Raw genomic sequence first — 21245 nt, 5'->3', positions numbered from 1 at the left:
CCGTCCTTCCTTTTGTAACAGACTTATATACTCTCGCATCCCTTCCACCAAATCTTTCTCATCCATATCTCTCTATTTTAAATTCCAACTGAAAACAAAGACGCAAAGTTAGACATCTTGACGATTACTAACTCTCAAACAAGCATTTACAATTAAAACATCCTCATATATTTTTTTCACTGTAAAGAGTCATTTATTTCATAGTTGTGACTTTTTATTTCATAGTTATGACTTTTCCAAATCATAACTATGAAATTTTCAATACAAAAAAACACATAAAAACGTGGATCAAAATCTATCGTCCGGAAATGCCACAGCTACGAATTTCTCACTTCAGACAGGGTCGAAATTTCAAATTAAAAGTTAAAGCATAGGTTGTCGAAAAAATAAAAACTAAAAAATATGAACGTTTTCAAACTTTTTAGAGGCTCTCTATGTTTATTATGGGATAAAAATAAAAACCTATGCGATTTAAACTAATAGGCCTCATCTGTCTTATAATGCAGTGTAATTTATCTTGCACTCAACGTATTATAAACAAAGAAACCGTTCAGACTTTGGATTTACACCGCTATATGGGGAAATGGTTTGAAATAGCACGCTTTGATCATCGCTTTGAGCATAATCTCGTAGGAGCTACCGTGGAATACTCATTTCTCCCGAATGGAGATATAGAAGTTGTTAACAGCGGATATTGGGGTAATTTTTCCGGTTCCTTCAAACGAGCGAGAGGTATAGCCAAAGTAACGGATCCTACGTGTCCTAGTAAATTAAAAGTGTGTTTCTTTATGCGGTTCTACGCCGAGTACAACATTATGGAAATTGACGAGGATAATTACTCATACGCTCTCGTAGGCAGTAATACCTCAGACTATTTATGGCTACTTAGTCGTACGCCTACACTCCCAGAAGAGGCTATTCTCTTTTTATTGACTAAGGCCAAAGAAAGAGGATATAACACATCAATGCTCAAATGGGTCAAACAAAAACATGAAAATCAAAAATAATTTCTTCAAATTTCGCTATAAGCATTGAAAATATTCAACTTATGGCTAATTTTGTTGTTATAATATAAAAAGCGTTGTTTTATGAAAAAAATATTACAAGAGTTTAAGCAGTTCGCCATGCGAGGTAACGTAGTGGACATGGCGGTAGGTATCATTATCGGTGGTGCCTTTGGAAAGATCGTATCTTCTATCGTAGCGGATCTGATCATGCCGGCGGTAGGTTTACTTGTAGGTGGCGTCAATTTCACGGATTTAAAAATCACCTTGAAGCACGCCGTAATGGAGGGAGACAAGGTGATCTCTCCGGCGGTCTCCATTAACTACGGAAATTTCATACAAGTGACACTGGATTTCATAATCATAGCTTTCGCCGTCTTTTTACTTGTCAAAGGTGTTAATGCTTTAAGCAAGAAGAAGGAAGAGGCCCCGAAAGCTCCGGCCGCTCCCCCTGCGGATATCCAATTACTTACCGAGATTAGGGATTTACTGAAAAATAACAAATAAACACCAACCTTATTGGTTGACTTGCTGTTTCATAACTATAAAAAATAATGTTTTAACTCATAAAAAGTAGTAGTTATGAAAAATGTATTATTCGGTTTAGCCGTAGGTGTAGTTGTTGGTTACGTACTTCGCAGGATGGAAGATCAAGGACAGTTCGAATGTCTGGAGAACGAACTCCACGGTCTTACAGATAAGGCAAAGAAAAAAGTAAAGGACGTGGTAGACACGGGTAAAAATCAAGTCGAATACGTCAAAGACAGAGTAGAACATATGGTTGAAAAACCTAAAAGTAATTAATCGACCTCCCTGTTATTAGGGTAAGAAAAAGAAGCTATCACAAAAAAAGTCAATGATAGCTTCTTTTTTTCATTTTAGATGTAACGTTTTTTCAAATCCATTCGTCTTATAAGAAAAGAGTATAAATTAATTACACTTCATATGAGAACAAGAATGATGGCCTTATTTGCGTTGATCGCTTTTTGCGTGATGCCTATCGAGGCGAAGAAAGTAAAAGGGAATGGGGATATTATCACGAAAGAAATCTCCGTCAGAGACTATTCAGCGATAAAAGTCGGCTCAACCGCCATGGGTTATAGCGACAGTTGGTTCAGCCTATTCAGTCGTGGAGGAAATCCGTCGTACGTTTTCGGGTATACGCAAGGAGAATCAGCGTCCTTACGAATCACGATCGACGAGAATTTATATCCTTATATAAACGTTCAAGTAAAAAATGAAGAACTTTCAATCTCCACAGAGAATGGTACACAATTAAGCCCTACCCGATTTAAAATAGAGGGCACTTCCAAGAAGCTGGAAAAAATCCAGATGTCCGGTTGTATGGATTTTGTCCTGAGAAGCGCTTTATCCGGAGATGATCTGGAAATTATAGCGACAAGGGGTAGCGACGTGAAAATGGAGCAGCCAATCAACGTATCCAATTGCATAATTGAGGCGACCAGCGGTAGCGATATCATCATCAACGATCTTACTACCCGAATAATACGAGGCCGTGCCAGCGGAGGTAGCGATCTCAAGCTTACGGGAAAAGCGGAGAACGGCGAATATTCCGCCTCAGGTGGCTCGGATATCAAGGCTTATGATCTTATCTTAAACCAGTTGGAATGTTCCGCCAGTGGTGGCTCCGATATTTATACGCACGTAACCGATTATATCAAGGCTTCGGCAAGCGGAGGTAGTGATGTACATTACAAAGGTTCGGCAAGATCGGATACATCCACTTCCGGAGGAAGCGATATTATAAAAGAGGGTAATTAACACCCTCTTTTTTTACCCTCTTATACATTGAATTTTATAACAAAAGTACTTCCTTTTCCAACCGCGCTATCAACAGAAAGTGTTCCTCCATGAGCTTCCACGAAGTCTTTACTGATAGCCAGCCCTAGACCACTCCCTTGTACCTTCGTTCCCGGCACACGGAAATAGCGATCGAATATACTTTGATGATATCGGGGATCAATACCCTTACCGAAATCTTGCACATAGATCTCCACGCTATGATCTTGCTGGCGGGCACCGATTATGATACGGCCATTCTCCGGGGTATAATGAATTGCGTTCGATAATAGATTCGTCAAGACCCACGCGATTTTCTCGCTATCCACGAAAAGCTTGGAAATCTTCTCCGGGTATTCCACCTCTATATGGCAATTGAAGCGATCAGCTTGCACTTGGTTCGCCTTTATCGCATACTCGATCAATTCGATCGGTTTGGTTATTTTCGGATTCAATTGTAGCTTGCCGGCCTCCACCTGCGTCATTTTCAATAGCTCACTGGTTATTTCCAGTAATCGATTACTACTTTCCTTGATACTTTCCGCCAGTGCTTTTTGCTCGTCGTTCATGGCTCCCACACGGGCATCCTCCAACAATTTCAGGCTCATCATGATCGCCGATATCGGAGTTTTCAATTCATGGGAGATCGTCGAGATAAAAGTGGTCTTAGCAGAATCCAACTCCTTAAACTCCGTGATGTTCTTCAATAAGATCACGTCGCCCACATACACCTCCGCCTCGCCATTCTCCGACACACGGATCGGTATATATTGCACTTGAAAATAACTTTCCTTATTATCCGCGTAAATTTTAAGCGGCTCTTTTTTCTCGCTCGGCTGGATCAGTTCCCGAACTAACCTGCGAAGCAAATCGTTCCGTAAGGATAATTCCGAGGCAGACTTTCCGATCACGTTTTCCCGCTTGAGATTCAAGATCGTCAAAGCCTCGTTATTGGCGAAAAGAATCTTACGATCCCGATCCAAGCCTATGATTGGCTCCGTGATACTATTCACGATAGCCTCTATATATTTCTTTCCTTGGATAATATCCGCCAACGTACTTTTCCGGTATTCCGTAAGCCGTTCCGCCATCCGGTTAAAGGATTTCGCAACCCCCTCGAATTCATCATATTTAGCGAGATCCAATCGTTTCTCGTAATTATGGTTAGCGATCTCCATGATACCGTCCATCAACATACGGATAGGGGTATTTATCGAACGGGGGAAACGTATTAAAAAAGCGAAAGCGACCACCATACAAGAGAGGCCAATCCCCCAAATCCAAAATAAAGCCTTTTGAGACGTAGACTCCGCCACTTGGCTTTTCCTGTAGATAGAAGCCATATTCAAACTCATGACTTGATTTAAGGCGAGACGTACACGACGGATATTCTCCTCATTACGCTCTTTCGCCAATTGCTCGTATTGAGCGACTAGATGTGAGGTGGCCACGTTCTCATCGACCTCCGTGATATTCTTTTTCTGTAGCCCTAGGTTTTTCTCGAAATCGGCTTGAGCCGAAGGATCGCTATCGATTCGTTCCAGTGCATCCAGCATCCGGCGTGAATAGAGTAAAGAATTATAATTATCGGCCAATATGTTCCTTGTGTCGGCAGACATATCGGAGATGTTCTTTACCGATAGACCTCCCAGCAAAACGATCATGGCAAACAGCAGCCCGATTCCGTATCTTAGTTTTGTTTTAATCTTCAGACTCATAGGTGATGTATTTTAAGCGATTATTATTAAGTTTACGTTCAGCAAAGATAAACTATTTAGCAATGTCCGTTTCTCCTTACATATCTTCAAGATGCTTTCGGGTATACATAATAATGCAGAATATGAGATTAAAGCCCATACTCCTCAATCTTCCGATAAAGAGTAGTGAGGCCTATACCTAGAAGGCGGGAAGTTTCGGTTTTATTGCCTTTTGTGTATTTGAGCACTTTTTGGATATGCATTTTCTCTACGCCACTCAGGTCAAAACCGCTATAAGATTCCGTACTCGCCGCAGAGGAGGTTTGCATATTCAAAGGGAGGGCATCCAAGGTTAAGGTATCTCCATCGGCAATAATCAGACTACGCTCAATTGCATTACGCAACTCACGTACGTTACCTTTCCAAGCTCGTTTTTTCAGGGCATCTATATATTCGGGCGAAATTGTTCGGATATTCTTTCCCATCTTGGAGGAAAAAGCGGAAACAAAGGCTTTTATATGGAGAGGGATATCCTCGACCCGTTCACGAAGCGCGGGAAGATGGATCTGGAAAACGGAAAGCCGATAAAATAGATCTTCCCGGAAATGCCCTTGCTCGATCTCTTTCTCTAAATCACGGTTGGTAGCGGCAATAATTCGTACATCCACTTTCGTTGGTTTCGTATCGCCGATCTTGATAAACTCCCCGGTCTCAAGGATACGGAGCAATTTCGCTTGCAAGTCGAAAGCCATTTCCCCGATCTCATCCAAGAAGATCGTACCTCCGGAAGCTTCCTCAAACAAGCCTTTTGTCTCTTTCAAAGCACCGGTAAAAGCCCCCGCTTTATGACCGAACATCTCGCTTTCCAATAAATCCCGACTAAAAGAGGAACAATTGATAGCGACAAAAGACTTCCCTTTCCGGGAACTATGTTGATGGATGGATTGAGCAAAGACCTCTTTTCCCGTACCGGTCTCACCAGTCAACAGAACCGGAACCTCCGTAGCCGAGACTTTCTGAGCCAACGCTATCGCCGCTTGGATAGCGGGTGATTTACCGACAATCGTATCAAACGAATATTGCCTCCCGACGGACGTAGCTTCCTTCTTTTGCTGCTGATAAGCGGCAGAAGCTTTCTCCATCGCTTTGGCTACCAGAGGAATGATCTTATTATTATCATCCCCTTTCGTAATATAATCGAAGGCTCCATTCTTGATTGCCTGTACGCCATCCGGAATATTACCATGCGCGGTAAGTAGGATGATCTCGGATAGAGGGCGAAGTTTCTTTAAGTCCGACACCAAATCCACACCATTACCATCCGGCAAGAACACATCGCACAATACCACCTCTGGCGAATGTTGCTCCATCTGCCTCAGCCCCGCCTTACAAGTAGCAGCCTGTAAGACCTCGTATCCCTCCAAACCGATAATGCGTGAAAGTAAACCTAAAATCTGCTTCTCGTCGTCGATAATTAAAACTTTGCCCATACACCGGAGTTATTTATTTGGGCACAAATGTACGCTTTTTACCTTTTTCCCAAAAGCATTAAAGCATACATGTTAACGCCGTCTTATTTAAAATCGTCACCTTTCTCCTTGTAATGCTGATAAATCCCTCATCCACCAATCTCCCGATTTCCTTCGATAAAGCCGGGCGGGTAACACCAAAATACTCTGCTAACTGCTCTTGGGTATGTTCTAGTTCCACGACATTCGAATCCTTTTGCTGATGTTCGAATAAGTAATAAATAAAGCGGTTCCGGATGCCACGAAACGAAAGCACCTTCAAACGAGTCATCGTACATTTATTACAGCTTGTACTGACACAAAGGAAATTATGCAGGAATAACGGCATAGAATGCATTAAGGTAAATACAGACTCCTTGGAACCCTTAAGCAATACCACATCCTCATCGACGGTAAAAGTAGCGGGGAACTGGTTTTTCTCGGAAAAGATATGAGGCGTAGCGAACGTGCGTGGAGCCTGTATCGTCTCCACGCGCACGATGTTACCCGATACGTCCAAAACATCCACGTTCAATTTTCCCTCCAATAAAACATGAAGGGCGTTACAAGTCGTCCCTTGATGAATTATGGTTTTTCCTTTTGGATGCTCCTCTACTGTATATTCAAGTTTATCCAAAAACTCTTCCCGCATCTTAAGCGTAAAATTCTTAAAAAGCGGGATCTTAAACATATCGGTTATATCCATCGTATCTTGTTTTGAAAAAAGGTTTACTCCTGCAAATATACCCTTTTCCTTGAGAACTGTTACCATTTCGTCGTGAATATAGTTGGATTAATATTTATTGATAACCAACCCCAATCTTGCCAATGAGACGGATTTCCACCCTTCACGGCCTTCATGGTATTCGTACCCAACATCGTAGAATATCCCGCGGATAATTTCACGTCTTTCATGATTACCCAATCCACTTGGAAATCCAATTCCGAACCTAAACCTTTACTCAATTTATCATTACCTTCGTATACGTCGCCCGTGATGGAGAAATAATGATAGGCTAAAGACAGGTTTACCTTGGAAGAAGGTTTATAAGCTACATTTATCTGATTATCCCATAAACCCGGATTCAATCCGTTGACAAAAGAGGAGGCGTAGAAATAATCCATGGCACCATAAAACTTATGATGGGTTCCATACAGAGGATCAAACGCCTTATATTTCCCGTCGGCCCCATCCGAGCCACTCAGATAATCACTACCTACACCGATCTTCCATTGCGGATCGATTTGATAAGCGGCGTTTACCGCCCATAAGAAAGCGGAAACATCCCGTCCGCTTTTCGTCTTGCCGAATTGATAATAGATAGTACCACCTATCGTCCAGTTACTAGGCGTATAGATCAGGTTCGTTCCTAAGGTTTGCAGGTATTTTGTATCCGAGTTTTGTTTCTCGGCATCACCGCCTTCCATCCCTAAGTTCATAAACAAGAAGGATGCGTTAAAACTCTTGTCGAAGAGATGCTTATACCAAAGGGTTTGCATCGTTTTATAGGGTTGCGCACCCGGAGCGTAATACGTTCCTCCGATCGTTTTCTCATCATTCTGGTTGAATGCGAGAATTAAATGCAGTTGGTTATTCGTGTTCTCGTAGCCTAGCTTCAAAGCATCATGATAACGACCGGCCACGTTCCAATCCAACGCACCCATGATACGCTCGTCATCGTATACCAATGACTGGCGACCTAACTTAGCGAAGAAACCCGATCCGAAATCCAGCTTCGCCCACGCCTCATTCAAGATAAAACGGCCATTCTTATCGATCTGAGGATCCTGTCCCCATACTCCAACATGTTGCGCGGACAAGCCGATAGACAAACGATCCCGCTCATACCCCAAAGAAAGGCGGGCACGGTTATTGATAAACCCGGTGGACTCGGCATCTTTAGGCCGGGGGAATAAGACCCCGTTCCGGTACTCGGCTCTCGGACGTATCTGTACTTTCATCGAGAACGTGTTCTCTTTCGTATTTTGTGTTTCTTCCGCTTGCGCGAAAAGGGCCACGGAGAGCAAGCCCGCTACTAAAACAACTAGTTTTTTCATATACCTCTGATTTTAATTATTCCATATTATAAGTATGTACACTATATCCTTGCGCGGAGGGTAGATAATTCACGCCAACCCAACACACCTGTAGCAAAAGAAAAGAGAAAACCAAAAGCCCCAACGCCGCTGAATAACGCAAGCGGTGGTGAAGGCGATAATGGATATAAATCAAGTACCCCAACCAAGTGGCAGCCGCCCATGTCTCCTTCGGGTCCCAATTCCAATAATGCCCCCACGCCTCCTTGGCCCATAAAGCGCCGAACAGCATCCCAATCGTGAGAAAGGCCATACCGACATATACCAAGTTATCGCATAAACTCATCATCCCCTCGTCAATCCCCTTCCTCCTCGCACGGATCAGCAGGTAAATGGCGATAAGGGCAGCGGCGCCCAGCATGGCGTAAGAGAACATATAGACTATCACGTGCGGAGCGAACCACGGGCTTTGCAAAGCGGGCATCAAGGTCTTGTTATGTATCTCCGGCTTAAACAGATTGACACAGATAAAGACAAAGGCCAACAATGTACTAAAGGAAAGTATCCATTTATACCGCCAACGGACATAAGTGATCACGCCCGCCACCGGCAAGAAAAAAGAATACCATAGACGAGTCTCGCCCATCGTGCGCAAGGGCGGCCTCTCCAACGAGATCCACATCCCTATGATAAAAGCGGAGAATATAGCCAAGCCAAACACGGTCCAAGCGACAGCCCCCTTGGAAAAAGAAGGACGATAAGCCAACCATGCCCCACCTATCCAGCAAAATAACGTCGGAGCGGCGAAATAAATAAAGTAACTCCAATCCATACTATTCTTTTTTTACAGGAGCGGATAGGAATAATCCGATCGCCCCGGCTATCATCATTAAGATCCCTGTATAAACGATCGGCAACCATGGATCTCTCACCAACTCAAATACACTCATCCGGCTCCATTTACCTTTCGTCTCGTCGTAACTCAATTGGTAGATTTTCCATCCGGCAATAGAGAGTGGCTTATTCACCTCGATACACGCCTCCTTGGTCTGTTTATCTTTCGTATAGACCATTACGTCCGAGGCAAAGCGTCTCGGTTCCCGTTCCGGCATCACCATACTGACCGCATCATCCAGTTGGAGCGATATGTATGGAAAGATATAGCTGCCACAACTCACCCAGCCTTCCTTCTGCCGTCCGGTAAGTTCGTTACGTGCTTTTACGTATAAAGCGGTGGTCGCCCCCTCGGAGTGAAATTCCACGAAGTTTATCGTATCCTGCCCCATCACGCAAGCCGCCATCGGTAGTGAACGGGTAACCTCAACCTTCCAGCCTTGCAGGTTTCCGGCTAAGGGAATTTCCTCCACCAATATGTTCTCGGGTTGCTTTTCAGGAAGCACTTTTCCGGTCGTATTGTCGATTAGCATTAACTTAGGAGGATATTCATCAATCGTAAACGAACGAAGCTCGATGGCAAGCGGTAGTTCTATCATCTCGTTCTTCTCGTCCGAAGCCCTCCACTCAGGATTCTCCAGCGGAACCGTCATCCGTAAACGGCGTAAATCCCCGTTTCCCAAGATCGCCGCCAGCAGCGTGATAAATAAACCGACATGGTTCAGCATAAACGGAACATCCCTCCAGCGAAACGATACGATACGCTTCAATGTGACAAAGCCCAAGACAAACAAGAAATAGAGAAACAGCAGGATAAAAGGCCACGACATCGTAATCCGCTCGATACCCGGACCCACAAATCCCATAACCAACACAACTGACAAAAGAGCCGATAAAGAGGTAATGCTCGCCGTTAACCCGGAAAACCACTGGACAACCGTGATTTTCCGGCCAACAACAAACCCTATACATAGAACCAACAGAAAAATCAATCCTCCGGCCACATTCACCGGATATTGGAACAACCCTGCCTGAACCGGGCCGGTGATCAGTTGCAAGCCAAATCCCGTAATCAGTAAACCGGCACAGATGACCCAGCCTTCAGCATATCCCCAAGGTTGTTTCCACATAATCAAATGTTCTTCGCTAAACGATTATTTTCTTGCGCCTCTTTCACCCATTGAGGAACGATTGTATTTAGGAATTTTTCCTTGGCGGTACGTTCAGCGGCCATATCCAAACCGATATATTGCTGAGCCTTTTCTTTCGTAGAGAAGTCCGGCATCGGAACATCATCCGTATAACCTAATTTCGCTAACACTTTCGCGGTAGCCAGACGAGCCTGCATCGCCTTATCCAATCCATTGCCTAATATCCTTTGAATCTCTTGCGGAGCGTGGAACGCACCACCATGAGAAGCCACGCCGAAATCCCAACGCCATTGTGCCTGACGGATCAATTTCAATACATCTTTCATCTGATCCTCGGTAGCTCCCTTATCCCATGCGAACTTCGCCTCTACATGCGCTTTCGCCAACTCGGTCTCCAAACGGTTACGCATCTCGTTCGCCTTATTCTGACGCTCGTACACATTATTGCGTAAAGTCTCCTCGCTCTCACGGTGGCAAACCTGACACGTACGGTCGATCATAGCCAACGGGCTTTGGATATGGTGGTCACTATATTTCACGCCCCCCTCGCTCTTATACGGCATATGGCAATCGGCGCAAGATACACCCCGCTGCGCATGGATACCCATCTGGGAGATCTCATAATCCGGATGCTGTGCCTTTAAAATCGGAGCACGGCTTAGCTTATGCGTATAATCGGCGAAACCGGCCTCATCGTAATAAGCCTCCATATCCTCAACCGTAGAACCTTTATCCCAAGGGAAAGTCAAGTATTTACCATCGCCCTTGAAATAATATTCCACGTGGCATTGCGCGCAAACCAAGGAACGCATCTCTTGTTGAGTCGCTTTCGTGATGTCCTTGCCTTGACGCTGGAAAGCCTCGATCAAAGCCGGGCGACTGATATGCAGGTTCATATTCTCCGGCTCATGGCAATCGGCGCAACCGATCGGATTCACGATCTCTTTACCCAGAGAAGCCCATTTGCCCTTATAGAAATTATCCACGCCCATCGCTTGCATCATACGGGGAACATCCGGGCTTTTGCAAGTCCAGCAAGTAGCCGGTTGCGGCCCCTCGTTCTCTGTCATCGGAGCGCCTACACGCAACGTGTTACGCATATCCTCGATCGCATGCATATGCCCTCTCGGGGTAGAATAATCCTTAGAGAAAGCGTAACCAGCCCAAAGGATCACCATTTCCGGACGAGCCTCCAGAACATCGACCGCCTGATTTCCATTGTATAAACTCTTGAAACTCGTATCCGCCGTAGCCTCCCAAGTCTGGTACTCACGTGGATAATTCGATTCGAACTTATCATTGCGAGCCTCGATTCCTGTGATCTCCGTCTTCTTATTATTCATTACGCTAGTGACCTCCGCATGTCTCTCGTTCACGGAAGCAGCGATCATACCCAAAACAAAAACAACGACCATGGTTCCTCCAAACAGCAACCAACCTTGCCATGATTTTAATTTCTTTTCCATAACTATACTGATTTATTATTATTTACTTAGCATATCTTTTAACCAGTCTGGCGATACGGACTTCGGATAAGGCACCAACGCATTCGGTGTAGAAGACAGGCTGTTCGTACCTCCGTGCGGCACCTCGCGATGGCAATCCCAGCAAGCTTTCCCTTCTCCCGCCATTGCCATCTCATGATCGATCCTTCCGGTATTCACGAATTCCGTATTCAATTGCATATGGCAACGGATACAGTTATTCATGATTACCTCCGCGCTCTCGTCGATCGCCTGTATCACTTGCGGTTCCCCTCGCATCATGAATACCGAGGCGTGGCGCATTCCGTCCATACCTTTGAAGAACCACTTCTTCACGGCGTTCTCGTGCGGCACATGGCAGTCGTTGCAAGTGGCGTTACGGCTGTGCGAGCTATGATTCCATGTAGCATAATAAGGGCCCATAATGTGGCAATTCACGCAAGTAGCCGGGTCGTCGGACAAATAAGTCCACGCCCGGGAAGCATATAAGGTATAAGACCCCAGCCCGCAAAGGACACCTCCGGCTATGATAGCGGCTAGTTTCCAAGTTCTTGTCGGGAACAGCGTTTGTATTATTTCTCTTATTTTCATACCGCTGATTCTTTAATATTGGTTTATGAGACACAAATATCCTAAACTTGCGTGTAGGAAATTGTAATAAATATTACATTGCACGAAATTTTATGCGTAAAATGAAAAGATTGTTATTTATCTCGGTCTCCGCACTCCTTTTATGTTCTTCGTGCGTGAGTAAAAAGAAATACCTCCTTGCCGAGAACGGCCGGTTGGAGGCGATCGGACGTGGCGACGCCTTGAAGGAGGAATTGATTAAATGCAAGGACGATAACGACGCGCTCAACAACCGGATCGCCGCCTTGATAAGGGATACGACCACAATGGGGCGTGATATCCGTAATTACCAGACCATGTTGAATACCAATATGGGTGAGCAGGACAAGCTGAATGCCTTGTTACAGCAAAAGATGAGTGAGCTGGACGAGCGTGAGCGTACCATCAACGAGCTACAGGATATGATGAACGCACAGAACGCAAAGGTACAGAATTTGTTGAGTAGCGTGAAAGACGCTTTGCTGGGTTTCAACAGTGATGAGCTGACCGTAACCGAGAAGAATGGTAAAGTATATGTAGCCATGTCGGATAAGCTTCTGTTCCAATCGGGTAGCGCAAAGGTCGATAAACGAGGCAAGGAAGCGTTGGCTAAGTTGGCCGAGGTGTTGAATAAGCAAAACGATATAGACGTTTATATAGAGGGCCATACGGACAGCAAGCCGATCAATACCGCCCAATTCAAGGATAATTGGGATCTAAGCGTGATCCGTGCGACCTCCGTAGTACGTATCCTTACCAAGGATTACGGGGTGAATCCGCTACAGATACAACCTTGTGGTCGTGGGGAGTTTATGCCGGTCGCTGATAACGAGACCGCCGATGGACGTAGCAAGAACCGCCGTACGGAGATCATCATGGCTCCTAAGTTGGATAAGTTGATGCAGATGTTGCAGTGATAATGTATTGTCAAGCTCCGGGTATTATCTACTGCCGGAGCTTGGCTAAAACGTTCACTCTTCCAAATGATAGACAACACACCGATACCTCAATTCCGATGGTTTACAAGGAATCCATACATCCATATCCTCTCCATTCGCGGAACGAATGATATGGAGGAGAGCCGTATCATACATATCTGTCCTTTCCCCGACAGAGACCGATCCCCCTTGAGCGCACGACCGGATATGGAACTGAACATCCGCAAGATCATATACCTCAGATCTAAGATAAGGATAAAAACCTATTATTGAACTCAATGTATCCTCCCAAACCCAAATACTATTTCCATCATCCTGATACGTATATTCCGTCCTTACCACATAGGACTTATAGGTGTAAGAACCCGTATAACCAAACTCATCCCCTACGTTATAAGGCAAACGCCCTTCACTAGTAGCCAGCTCATGCGCAAGAGTGAACCCTACAATATCCAAGGTATCACCACTTACGATCTCTATCGTCGGTTCAGAATGCAAATCATCCTTACCGAGATCTTCCACCCGTGAGCAAGCCACATTAAGGCCCATCATAAAAGCTAGACATACAACTATTAAATGTCTCATATCATTCTACATTTTTTAATTGATCAAAGTCTTCTATTCGGAGATAACGCCACCGCAACTCCTCCGGTCGTACAGGAAGCCAGCGATCGATCTTCTCTCCATCTGAGTTCTTCTCTACATATATTAAATAGGTACACGCCAGCACTTGCTTCTTATCCTTTTGCACGCCAAACGTACTGATAACGAAGCCATACGAACTCAAATCCTCCGAGAATCCAGCTTTCTCATCCCAAAAGTGTCCTATACCTATGTCATAAATGCTATCTTCCAATAAAACCACCCTTGCCTCATACGAGAAATAGAGATAAGAGGCATTCATATCAAACTCTCGCGCAACATCCCCGGGCAATGTTCCCCATTTCGCATCATACGCCTCACAAGCCGTGAAGCCCTTCACCAATATGGAATCCATCCCTAAGTCACCCCCCAGATGAATCGTATCCGGCCTTGAATATAAAGTCATCTGATTAGCGATTTTAACCTCATCATCCCCACAACCAGCCAGAAATAGAGCTATAAATAGCCCACACAAAAACAAACCTTTATTCATATCCACTCTCTTTTATTTTATTTAAAATGAAAACGATATAGATAAGCAGATATTACTTGAGCGTAACATTTATCCCATGAAACCCAAGCCTTCATACACAAGCCATACTGGTTTATTATCCGGATTCCATAAGTAAAAAACAGCATTCCAAATTTATCGATTACATTTGATAGCGAAATACAAGATATACAAGAAAGCGATCAACGGGACGATGAAACCCAGCGCCATATTCTCCTCGCCGATATATCCCATCAGCATCGGACTGAAAGCGCCGCCGGCGACTCCCATCACGATATAAGAAGAGGCTTTCTTGGTATAAACGCCCATACCTTCCAGCCCCAAGGCGAAAATCGTAGGGAACATGATGGACATGAAGAAAAAGGATAAATAAAGAGCGTATAGCGAAAGCGTACCTACGGAAGCCACCACCAAAGCCATACAAACGGCACTCAACAAAGAATACCAAGTCAGCAAGCGGCCCGGAGCCAACCACTTCATCGTAAAACTACCGCTCAAACGCCCGATCATAAACAAGGCCATTCCACCGAATGCCAAAATACGAGACGCTCGCAAATTACTGATACCCGGGTCCATCTCCGTCACGTAATTAATAAAGAACCCGAAGATTCCCGTCTGCGCGGCGCAATAACAGAATTGGGCGACCACGGAACGTACAAACTGCCTACGTTTCCATATGGAGGCAGCGGGTTTCTCCTCGACAATAGCGGTCACCTCCTCCTCTTCTTCCGGCTTAATCTCCGGCAACTTCGTGAAAAAGAAAAGCAACGCTACGAACAAGACGATACCACCTACCAAGATATAAGGTTTAGTCAACGCCATCGAATCTCCCTCCGATGCCCCGAATATCAACAAACCACCTACCAATGGCCCCAATATCCAACCTAATCCATTAAAAGACTGGGATAAGTTCAGCCGTTGCGCAGCGGAAGCGGACGGCCCCAATATCGTAGAATAAGGATTCGCCGCCGTCTCCAAGATACAAAGCCCGCAAGCGATCACAAACAAGGCGATCAGGAAAGGCGTAGCCGAATGCAAAAAAGCCGCCGGGATAAACCCGAAAGCACCGATAGCGAACAATAGCAAACCCATGATAATCCCTTTCCTATATCCGTAACGTTTCATGAACGCTCCCGCCGGCAACGCCATCAAGAAATAAGCGATATACGTAGAGAATTGCACCAAACCGCTCTCTGCCTTGGTCATCGTGAAGACTCCTTGAAAATGCTTGTTCAGCACATCCAAGAGTCCGTGGGCGAATCCCCAAAGCAAGAACAAACTCGTGATCAAGACAAACGGGACCAAATAAGATTTCCCTCCCGGGGCGGCCACCAGCGACTGTTTCTTTTGTTTTTCCATCCTTCCGTCTATTTACTCGCACCCGGCAATTTAAACATACATTCCATTAACTGCCATTTCTCCGACGAGGAGCTTCCCGGAGCGGCTTTCTGATACCTCGCCACGAAGTCCTCCCATTCCGCTTGCTTATCCATCGTCGCCAAACGGGCGAACGCCGCATCCCAATCAAAATCATCCGGCGTCTCCACGATCATGAACAACCGGGTTCCCAAACGGTAAATCTCCATATTCAAGATCCCTACCGCACGGATTCCTTCCGGTATCTCCGGCCAGATATGTTCCGGCGAATGCCAATAGCAATACTCTTTTATCAACTGCTCATCCTCTTTCAGATCCAAGGTCTGACAATATCTTTTCATAACATTGTTTTTAAAATGAAGTCGCGAAGGTACAAAAGTATCCTTAATCCAGATAAACATCTTCGCCCGGATGCTTATAATAGGCATACATCCGTTGGATCTGCTCCGGCAGCACACGCTCCAAGGACAACGGGGGCAACTCCTCCAATCGAAAGAAGCCTTTCCCCAAGATATCGAAGGTCTCGGTAAACGACCCGCCCTTCAACTCGCAAAGGATAAAAAACTTATATACATAATAAGGTATAGCGGGATGCGGATGCTTGCTCATATCCATCACGGCCAGCAAGCGGACCGGAAGCACATCCAAGCCCGTCTCCTCTTTCACCTCTTTCGCCGCTACCTCTTTCGGGGAATACCCCACATCGCTCCATCCGCCGGGCAACGACCAACATCCGTCCATTTTCTCACGGACCAGCAAAATCTCGTCTTTCTCGTTAAAGACAACCGCACGGATATCGACTTTCGGGGTTACATACTCTTGGGCCGGGCGGTAACCACTCGCCACATCATCGGGCTTCAATCCGGTAGCCAGAGCCGTTATTTCATCACTTAGGCGGCTCAACTCTTCATAACGTTCCGTATCGTACTCGCTTAATGAATAAACCAACCCCGTCTGAGACAAGGCCCGGATACGTTGGGCCAATAAAATCAATTCCTTACTTCTAGACATACAATTTTACTGTTTTAGATAACATGATCCTATGATATAGTTAATATGATTGGCGGAATCTCTCCGCAAGTCTATCGCCTCCAAAATAATGGCGGATGAATCCAGATCGATCCGGAGAAGATCGGGATAGACGGACTCTGGGATAGGAGCCAGCTGCGAAAGCCCGACTTTCCGCAATTGCCCGTCCAAAAAACCATCATAGGATTTTTGATAGACCAAGACATCCTCTTCATCGAAAACCGCAATCGTATCATTCTCCGCCACTAACCGAGCAGCATCGCTCATTTTATAACTCCGTAAGCTCGCCATTGTATTATATCCCCGGATATCAACCGGCTTATCCGAGGAAATATGAATATACTCCACCTCCCAAGACTTCTTTATCGGATCATCTTTTCGAGACATTTGGGAGATATGTTCAATATTTTTGGCCGTCATCCCCGGGATATAAGTTACGCTCGCCAGCAAAAGGATCGCCCAACAGGCTACGTATAAATAAGATGCCCAACGTTTGACGGAAAATAAAACGGCAGCCCCGGTCAATATCAACCCCACGACAACTAAATAAACCCTTGGTTCGGTAAACCCATACTCACGAATCCGATAAAGCGTGCCTATCCAAAACATCACCAACGCCGGAAACACGGCAAGGCTGGCATGATCATAAAACCAATCGTAATACCTCCGGGTAAGAAATACCTGACATCCTTTTAATATAAACGCAGCGGCAGTAAAACTTACCACTATAGAAGCAACCGCTCCCTTAGGCAATGACCACAGGACAGCGATCTTAATAAAATACAGATACAAGATCACCGCATAAATAAGCAATGCCGGAGAAAGCACATAGTTTAGCAAAACATCAAATAGCTTGCTCTTGAAAGGAAGCCAAGATCGCTCCCTTCGTTCATTAAACATCAAGAACAATAGTGGGAAAATGATGCTAAAAACGACAAAGGCCGTATAAGCGATTATTCTTTCTGCCTCATCTTGCCAGATCTCGAAAATATATTGGATTGACTTATAGATCGATCCGGATAACAGATAAATAACCACCGAAAGCCCGCCCGCATATAAAAGCGACCGGACAAAGAAAAGCGTATTTTCCACAAAGCGCTTGTTATCTTTCATCCATCCACTTCCCAAATAAACGAGTATCACAATGATCAACGAAACCAGATGCGTAGAAGAGAAAGATCGCTCTACCGGCATCATTAAAAAAGGAATCCATAACAACGCCGAGAAATAATACAACAAACGTCTCCTCATCCTCGCGCAACACCTGTTCAAGGTATAAACAAACAAGAAAACAACTGGCATATACTGTAGTACCATGTCGAAAAAACTACCCTCGCTTTCATAATCATAACATCCCATCGCACAGACCAAAACCGAAAGCGACACCTCTACCGGATGGCTCTGTACCGCAGCTTTCATTCGCAGTCCAAACAGCTCTATCTTTTTTCTCATATACGAACCGATTTACTATTAAAAACGTCTAAAGATAAAAGTTATTATCCAACCCGTCATTCTATCGTGCCAAAATAACGTATATTATGCCAATATTACAGATTTCCGTTTCATTGTATTTTATTCCAGTTTCTAAAAGATATTATTCCCTGCACCCGCATCCCCCGAATCATAAGTTCCCCATGCGTGGGTTAAACCTTATTCAATCTCTTTTATCCGCATTAACACACACATTATCAGATTGGCATGCCATTTGAAGTATCTATAGCGAATTCGAGATTAAAAAGGACGAGTTCAGAAATAAGAATAGTAAATAGAATGTTTAACTAATAATTGGAGGACTGTATTATGACACCGATGAGAAGAAGTCAAAATTGGTTACCGTATGTATTCAATGATTTATTTGACAACGACTGGATGATAAAAGCAAACTCTACAGCTCCAGCCATCAACGTGATAGAATCCGATAAGGATTATCGAGTTGAGGTAGCCGCTCCCGGTATGACGAAGAATGATTTCAACATCAAGATCGATGAGAACAACAACTTGGTCGTATCTATGGAGAAAAAAGAAGAAAAGAATGAGGATAAGAAAGACGGACGCTATCTGAGACGCGAATTCTCTTATAGCAAGTTCCAACAAACCATGGTTTTGCCTGACAATGTAGAGAAAGACAAGATTGAGGCGAAGGTTGAGAACGGCGTCTTGAGTATCAGCATACCGAAAAGAACTGAGGAAGAGGCTAAAATGGCCGAGAAAGTAATCGAGATCAAATAACCTCGATACACTTTCCTTCGTAAAAACTCAACAAAACCGATAATGGCTTGTTCTATTTATAAACAACATAAAATAGAATAAGCCATTATGATTTTAAGCAGAAAATTATCAGATGCTCTAAACGAGCAAATCAACATGGAGATGTGGTCATCCAACCTATATTTATCCATGTCGGTACATTTCACTCAGATAGGGCTGGATGGTTTTGCGCATTGGACGTTAAAACAATCGCAAGAGGAACTTGAACATGCCTATAAAATGATCGATTACTCAATCAAGCGTGGCGGACAAGTGACGATCGGAGTAGTTAATTCCGTTCCTACAGCATGGGGAGAGCCGTTGGAGATTTTCCAGCATATCTACGAGCATGAGGTGCATGTATCCGGATCAATCGACAAGATTGTCGATATCGCTTCCGAAGAGAAAGACAAGGCGACACAAGATTTCCTATGGGGCTTCGTCCGAGAGCAGGTAGAGGAAGAGGCTACAGCGAAAAATATTGTCGAGAAACTTAAATTATACGGAGAACATCATGCCGTATTAATGGATCATCGATTAGGAAAAAGATAAACGAATACTTGCTTGTCATACCTATAAATGGACCTAAAAAGCCATGTCGTCTTCTTGGGATGGCATGGCTTTTTTATAGAGGTCAAAGCCCTAAAGCCTGACGAATCGCCTCACTCCACAATTCGCCTAACCGGACCGCTCCTTTCTCATTCGGATGAAGATAGAACACTCCGGCGTTGCCCTTCTCCGCTTGGAAATCCGTTAAATGTTTTTCCTTAAAGTAATCAAATCCTTTCGTATCTCCCAGAAAGACTTGTCCGGGAAAATGAGACGCATAATAATCGACTAATCGTTGTATTTGCGGATAATAATCTTGGAGCCTTCGCAAGCCTTCTTCCAAATATTTAGCTCCATTATACGTATTCGGGCTATACCATAAAGGACGATGTACCACAATACGGCAATTCGGGTATAAAGCTAATAAGCGATTGATAATTGTCTTCATGTTCTCATAATACCGCTCGGGCGCTACCGGGCAGCCGTTCGTGCCTTCTATCGCGCTATCGTTCGTCCCCAGCATAATAGAGAACACCAAATCCGCCCAAGTCTCATCCTTAAATTTATCGGCAGCACGTACGGCCCACGGGAAAAGCGTATTCGTATCCGGCAAATAATCAACGGTAGTGCAGCCGCTCTGTCCTCTATTGGAATACTTGACCGAAGCCACTTCCGGGCACTTGCTTAAAAACAACGCAGCCTTTACAGGAGGCGCATCATGGACAGGCTTCGGTAACCCGGCGCCAAACGTGATACTATTCCCGATAAATACGATATTCACATAACGTTTATTGTTTGCGGCTGAAGCAGACCAACACATAACGATACTTATTAAAATACATATGACTCCCTTAATTTGTCTCATGGCTCCCATTCAATTGATTCTCCTGCGAAGGTAAGAATAATTTGATTATCTCGGGATGTTTTTCAAGCCAAGCACGGGCTGATCGCGATTCCGTACGTGTCCCGTCTTCCATATAATACATCAATTCGCTCAGTTGTTCATCGGTTAACTTAAAGTTCTTGAAAAAAGAGGCTGCATATGGATCTTTCTCAGAGAATCCTTTCGTAGCGATAACCTCGATATGCTCCGAGTCTCCAAATTCCTCTTTCGAGTCTTCCAAGAATTTTAACGGATAACGTGAGAACATCCAATGAGGGGTCCATCCGGTAACCACGATCCATTCGTTCGCATCAATCGATTTTTTCAAGAAAGCGACCATCGTAGCCCCACTGGAAGATTTCAAATCAAAATCCAAAGAATAATCTTGAACCGCCTTATCCGCCGAGTTCATCAAACCGGCGCCGGCATCGATCCCTATAATCTCACCTTTAAACTGATCTTTATGGGCATTCAAATCCTCGATGGAACGAATGGTAACGTACTCCGGAACTACCAAGCCCAATTTCGCATGCTCATAAACCGTTCCGAGTGTCTCAAGCCGGTCACCGTATTGTTCCATATAATCCGCATGGGTCACCGGTAACCATGCATCCATGAACACATCCGCTTTTCCCGAAGCGACAGAAGTAAAGATCGGGGCGATATCCGCATTTTTTAATGTTACCCGATATCCTTGATCCTCTAATATCACTTTGGCTAAGTTGGTCATAGCGATGCCCTCCGCCCAATTAGCGTACGCTATCGATATTTTCTTTCGATCCTTGCTATCCACACAACTGAAAATAAATTGCAAGGTCACCAAAAGCATACAGCATCCAATAATAATCGTAAATCGTCTCATATATCTATTTCTTTCTTTTCTAT

23 protein-coding genes are annotated in these 21245 nt (G+C 44.6%); 7 read left to right on the top strand and 16 right to left on the bottom strand.

All coding sequences use genetic code 11. The annotated features are described in order from the left end of the window. Window positions 1-464 precede the first annotated feature (464 nt). From BHV83_RS02305 to BHV83_RS02290, 4 genes are all read left to right on the top strand, one after another. A complete protein-coding gene (locus tag BHV83_RS02305) occupies window positions 465-1007 on the top strand; it encodes a lipocalin family protein (protein ID WP_195474404.1) in 543 nt (180 codons plus the stop codon). A gap of 81 nt (window positions 1008-1088) precedes the next feature. Next, window positions 1089-1511 carry a large-conductance mechanosensitive channel protein MscL gene (gene mscL / locus BHV83_RS02300; protein ID WP_005865683.1) on the top strand — a complete coding sequence of 141 codons (423 nt, stop codon included), beginning with the start codon at window positions 1089-1091 and terminating at the stop codon, window positions 1509-1511. A 75-nt stretch (window positions 1512-1586) separates the two neighbouring features. After that, the gene (locus BHV83_RS02295) at window positions 1587-1808 is read left to right on the top strand and encodes a hypothetical protein (RefSeq protein WP_005855327.1); all 222 of its coding nucleotides are present in this window, start codon (window positions 1587-1589) and stop codon (window positions 1806-1808) included. Window positions 1809-1949: 141 nt separating this feature from the next. Beyond that, window positions 1950-2786 (top strand): head GIN domain-containing protein, encoded by an 837-nt coding sequence (locus BHV83_RS02290; RefSeq protein WP_154397127.1) that lies wholly within the window; start codon window positions 1950-1952, stop codon window positions 2784-2786. Between the two features lie 20 nt (window positions 2787-2806). Here the strand turns inward: BHV83_RS02290 and BHV83_RS02285 are convergent, their stop codons facing one another. The 8 genes from BHV83_RS02285 to nrfH all read right to left on the bottom strand — a co-directional run bounded on the left by BHV83_RS02285 (window position 2807) and on the right by nrfH (window position 12166). Next, the gene (locus BHV83_RS02285; protein ID WP_011965896.1) at window positions 2807-4522 is read right to left on the bottom strand and encodes a sensor histidine kinase; all 1716 of its coding nucleotides are present in this window, start codon (window positions 4520-4522) and stop codon (window positions 2807-2809) included. Window positions 4523-4650: 128 nt separating this feature from the next. Further along, the gene (locus BHV83_RS02280) at window positions 4651-5991 is read right to left on the bottom strand and encodes a sigma-54-dependent transcriptional regulator (RefSeq protein ID WP_009018647.1); all 1341 of its coding nucleotides are present in this window, start codon (window positions 5989-5991) and stop codon (window positions 4651-4653) included. A gap of 58 nt (window positions 5992-6049) precedes the next feature. After that, a complete protein-coding gene (locus BHV83_RS02275) occupies window positions 6050-6715 on the bottom strand; it encodes a Crp/Fnr family transcriptional regulator (RefSeq protein WP_005865675.1) in 666 nt (221 codons plus the stop codon). Between the two features lie 59 nt (window positions 6716-6774). After that, a complete protein-coding gene (locus BHV83_RS02270) occupies window positions 6775-8067 on the bottom strand; it encodes an alginate export family protein (protein ID WP_008774422.1) in 1293 nt (430 codons plus the stop codon). 16 nt (window positions 8068-8083) lie between these two features. Further along, window positions 8084-8878, bottom strand: a complete 795-nt coding sequence (gene ccsA / locus BHV83_RS02265) for a cytochrome c biogenesis protein CcsA (protein WP_087345704.1) — start codon at window positions 8876-8878, stop codon at window positions 8084-8086. 1 nt (window position 8879) lies between these two features. Beyond that, on the bottom strand, window positions 8880-10070 hold the full coding sequence (locus BHV83_RS02260) for a cytochrome c biogenesis ResB family protein (RefSeq protein ID WP_121962506.1): 1191 nt from the start codon (window positions 10068-10070) through the stop codon (window positions 8880-8882). A gap of 2 nt (window positions 10071-10072) precedes the next feature. After that, window positions 10073-11557 carry an ammonia-forming cytochrome c nitrite reductase gene (gene nrfA, locus BHV83_RS02255; RefSeq protein ID WP_005865667.1) on the bottom strand — a complete coding sequence of 495 codons (1485 nt, stop codon included), beginning with the start codon at window positions 11555-11557 and terminating at the stop codon, window positions 10073-10075. Between the two features lie 18 nt (window positions 11558-11575). After that, window positions 11576-12166: a cytochrome c nitrite reductase small subunit gene (gene nrfH / locus BHV83_RS02250; RefSeq protein WP_122144798.1), complete on the bottom strand. Its 591-nt coding sequence runs from the start codon at window positions 12164-12166 to the stop codon at window positions 11576-11578. Between the two features lie 101 nt (window positions 12167-12267). Here nrfH and BHV83_RS02245 point away from each other — a divergent pair, with 101 nt between their 5' ends. Continuing rightward, the gene (locus tag BHV83_RS02245; RefSeq protein ID WP_011965889.1) at window positions 12268-13101 is read left to right on the top strand and encodes an OmpA family protein; all 834 of its coding nucleotides are present in this window, start codon (window positions 12268-12270) and stop codon (window positions 13099-13101) included. Window positions 13102-13155: 54 nt separating this feature from the next. Here BHV83_RS02245 and BHV83_RS02240 read toward each other — a convergent pair whose 3' ends face one another. From BHV83_RS02240 to BHV83_RS02215, 6 genes are all read right to left on the bottom strand, one after another. Next, entirely contained in the window at window positions 13156-13707 is a 552-nt protein-coding gene (locus BHV83_RS02240) for an MshD (protein ID WP_122370082.1), read from the bottom strand. A 1-nt stretch (window position 13708) separates the two neighbouring features. Then, on the bottom strand, window positions 13709-14257 hold the full coding sequence (locus BHV83_RS02235) for a hypothetical protein (protein ID WP_146375915.1): 549 nt from the start codon (window positions 14255-14257) through the stop codon (window positions 13709-13711). 153 nt (window positions 14258-14410) lie between these two features. After that, window positions 14411-15634, bottom strand: coding sequence for a sugar MFS transporter (locus tag BHV83_RS02230; protein WP_158532780.1), 1224 nt, complete (start codon window positions 15632-15634; stop codon window positions 14411-14413). Between the two features lie 8 nt (window positions 15635-15642). After that, window positions 15643-15993 carry an L-rhamnose mutarotase gene (locus tag BHV83_RS02225; protein WP_005855294.1) on the bottom strand — a complete coding sequence of 117 codons (351 nt, stop codon included), beginning with the start codon at window positions 15991-15993 and terminating at the stop codon, window positions 15643-15645. A 43-nt stretch (window positions 15994-16036) separates the two neighbouring features. Continuing rightward, window positions 16037-16663 carry an NUDIX hydrolase gene (locus tag BHV83_RS02220; RefSeq protein WP_005855292.1) on the bottom strand — a complete coding sequence of 209 codons (627 nt, stop codon included), beginning with the start codon at window positions 16661-16663 and terminating at the stop codon, window positions 16037-16039. A gap of 6 nt (window positions 16664-16669) precedes the next feature. Next, window positions 16670-18133, bottom strand: a complete 1464-nt coding sequence (locus BHV83_RS02215; protein WP_158532779.1) for a DUF4153 domain-containing protein — start codon at window positions 18131-18133, stop codon at window positions 16670-16672. Window positions 18134-18481: 348 nt separating this feature from the next. Here BHV83_RS02215 and BHV83_RS02210 point away from each other — a divergent pair, with 348 nt between their 5' ends. Continuing rightward, a complete protein-coding gene (locus tag BHV83_RS02210) occupies window positions 18482-18910 on the top strand; it encodes an Hsp20/alpha crystallin family protein (RefSeq protein ID WP_005855288.1) in 429 nt (142 codons plus the stop codon). A gap of 87 nt (window positions 18911-18997) precedes the next feature. Beyond that, window positions 18998-19480: a ferritin gene (locus tag BHV83_RS02205; RefSeq protein WP_005865648.1), complete on the top strand. Its 483-nt coding sequence runs from the start codon at window positions 18998-19000 to the stop codon at window positions 19478-19480. 82 nt (window positions 19481-19562) lie between these two features. Here the strand turns inward: BHV83_RS02205 and BHV83_RS02200 are convergent, their stop codons facing one another. Continuing rightward, the gene (locus BHV83_RS02200; protein WP_121962498.1) at window positions 19563-20342 is read right to left on the bottom strand and encodes an SGNH/GDSL hydrolase family protein; all 780 of its coding nucleotides are present in this window, start codon (window positions 20340-20342) and stop codon (window positions 19563-19565) included. Then, window positions 20329-21222 (bottom strand): glycine betaine ABC transporter substrate-binding protein, encoded by an 894-nt coding sequence (locus BHV83_RS02195; RefSeq protein WP_146375912.1) that lies wholly within the window; start codon window positions 21220-21222, stop codon window positions 20329-20331. The genes BHV83_RS02200 and BHV83_RS02195 overlap by 14 nt, the downstream gene beginning before the upstream one ends. Between the last annotated feature and the right edge of the window lie 23 nt (window positions 21223-21245).

This window comes from Parabacteroides sp. merdae-related_45_40 (genome assembly GCF_001915675.1).
Note: the sequence above shows the minus strand (reverse complement) of the source record. Positions and strands in the feature narration are given on the sequence as shown.

Bases quoted from the DNA above. Each gene is read 5' to 3' on its own strand.
- BHV83_RS02195 (WP_146375912.1), bottom strand. From the start codon at position 21,222: ATGAGACGATTTACGATTATTATTGGATGCTGTATGCTTTTGGTGACC.
- nrfH (WP_122144798.1), bottom strand. From the start codon at position 12,166: ATGAAAATAAGAGAAATAATACAAACGCTGTTCCCGACAAGAACTTGG.
- BHV83_RS02220 (WP_005855292.1), bottom strand. From the start codon at position 16,663: ATGTCTAGAAGTAAGGAATTGATTTTATTGGCCCAACGTATCCGGGCC.
- BHV83_RS02235 (WP_146375915.1), bottom strand. From the start codon at position 14,257: ATGAATAAAGGTTTGTTTTTGTGTGGGCTATTTATAGCTCTATTTCTG.
- BHV83_RS02230 (WP_158532780.1), bottom strand. From the start codon at position 15,634: ATGGAAAAACAAAAGAAACAGTCGCTGGTGGCCGCCCCGGGAGGGAAA.
- BHV83_RS02280 (WP_009018647.1), bottom strand. From the start codon at position 5,991: ATGGGCAAAGTTTTAATTATCGACGACGAGAAGCAGATTTTAGGTTTA.
- BHV83_RS02295 (WP_005855327.1), top strand. From the start codon at position 1,587: ATGAAAAATGTATTATTCGGTTTAGCCGTAGGTGTAGTTGTTGGTTAC.
- BHV83_RS02205 (WP_005865648.1), top strand. From the start codon at position 18,998: ATGATTTTAAGCAGAAAATTATCAGATGCTCTAAACGAGCAAATCAAC.
- BHV83_RS02240 (WP_122370082.1), bottom strand. From the start codon at position 13,707: ATGAGACATTTAATAGTTGTATGTCTAGCTTTTATGATGGGCCTTAAT.
- BHV83_RS02245 (WP_011965889.1), top strand. From the start codon at position 12,268: ATGAAAAGATTGTTATTTATCTCGGTCTCCGCACTCCTTTTATGTTCT.
- nrfA (WP_005865667.1), bottom strand. From the start codon at position 11,557: ATGGAAAAGAAATTAAAATCATGGCAAGGTTGGTTGCTGTTTGGAGGA.
- BHV83_RS02270 (WP_008774422.1), bottom strand. From the start codon at position 8,067: ATGAAAAAACTAGTTGTTTTAGTAGCGGGCTTGCTCTCCGTGGCCCTT.
- BHV83_RS02275 (WP_005865675.1), bottom strand. From the start codon at position 6,715: ATGGATATAACCGATATGTTTAAGATCCCGCTTTTTAAGAATTTTACG.
- BHV83_RS02290 (WP_154397127.1), top strand. From the start codon at position 1,950: ATGAGAACAAGAATGATGGCCTTATTTGCGTTGATCGCTTTTTGCGTG.
- ccsA (WP_087345704.1), bottom strand. From the start codon at position 8,878: ATGGATTGGAGTTACTTTATTTATTTCGCCGCTCCGACGTTATTTTGC.
- BHV83_RS02285 (WP_011965896.1), bottom strand. From the start codon at position 4,522: ATGAGTCTGAAGATTAAAACAAAACTAAGATACGGAATCGGGCTGCTG.
- BHV83_RS02260 (WP_121962506.1), bottom strand. From the start codon at position 10,070: ATGTGGAAACAACCTTGGGGATATGCTGAAGGCTGGGTCATCTGTGCC.
- BHV83_RS02305 (WP_195474404.1), top strand. From the start codon at position 465: ATGCGATTTAAACTAATAGGCCTCATCTGTCTTATAATGCAGTGTAAT.
- mscL (WP_005865683.1), top strand. From the start codon at position 1,089: ATGAAAAAAATATTACAAGAGTTTAAGCAGTTCGCCATGCGAGGTAAC.
- BHV83_RS02215 (WP_158532779.1), bottom strand. From the start codon at position 18,133: ATGAGAAAAAAGATAGAGCTGTTTGGACTGCGAATGAAAGCTGCGGTA.
- BHV83_RS02225 (WP_005855294.1), bottom strand. From the start codon at position 15,993: ATGAAAAGATATTGTCAGACCTTGGATCTGAAAGAGGATGAGCAGTTG.
- BHV83_RS02210 (WP_005855288.1), top strand. From the start codon at position 18,482: ATGACACCGATGAGAAGAAGTCAAAATTGGTTACCGTATGTATTCAAT.
- BHV83_RS02200 (WP_121962498.1), bottom strand. From the start codon at position 20,342: ATGAGACAAATTAAGGGAGTCATATGTATTTTAATAAGTATCGTTATG.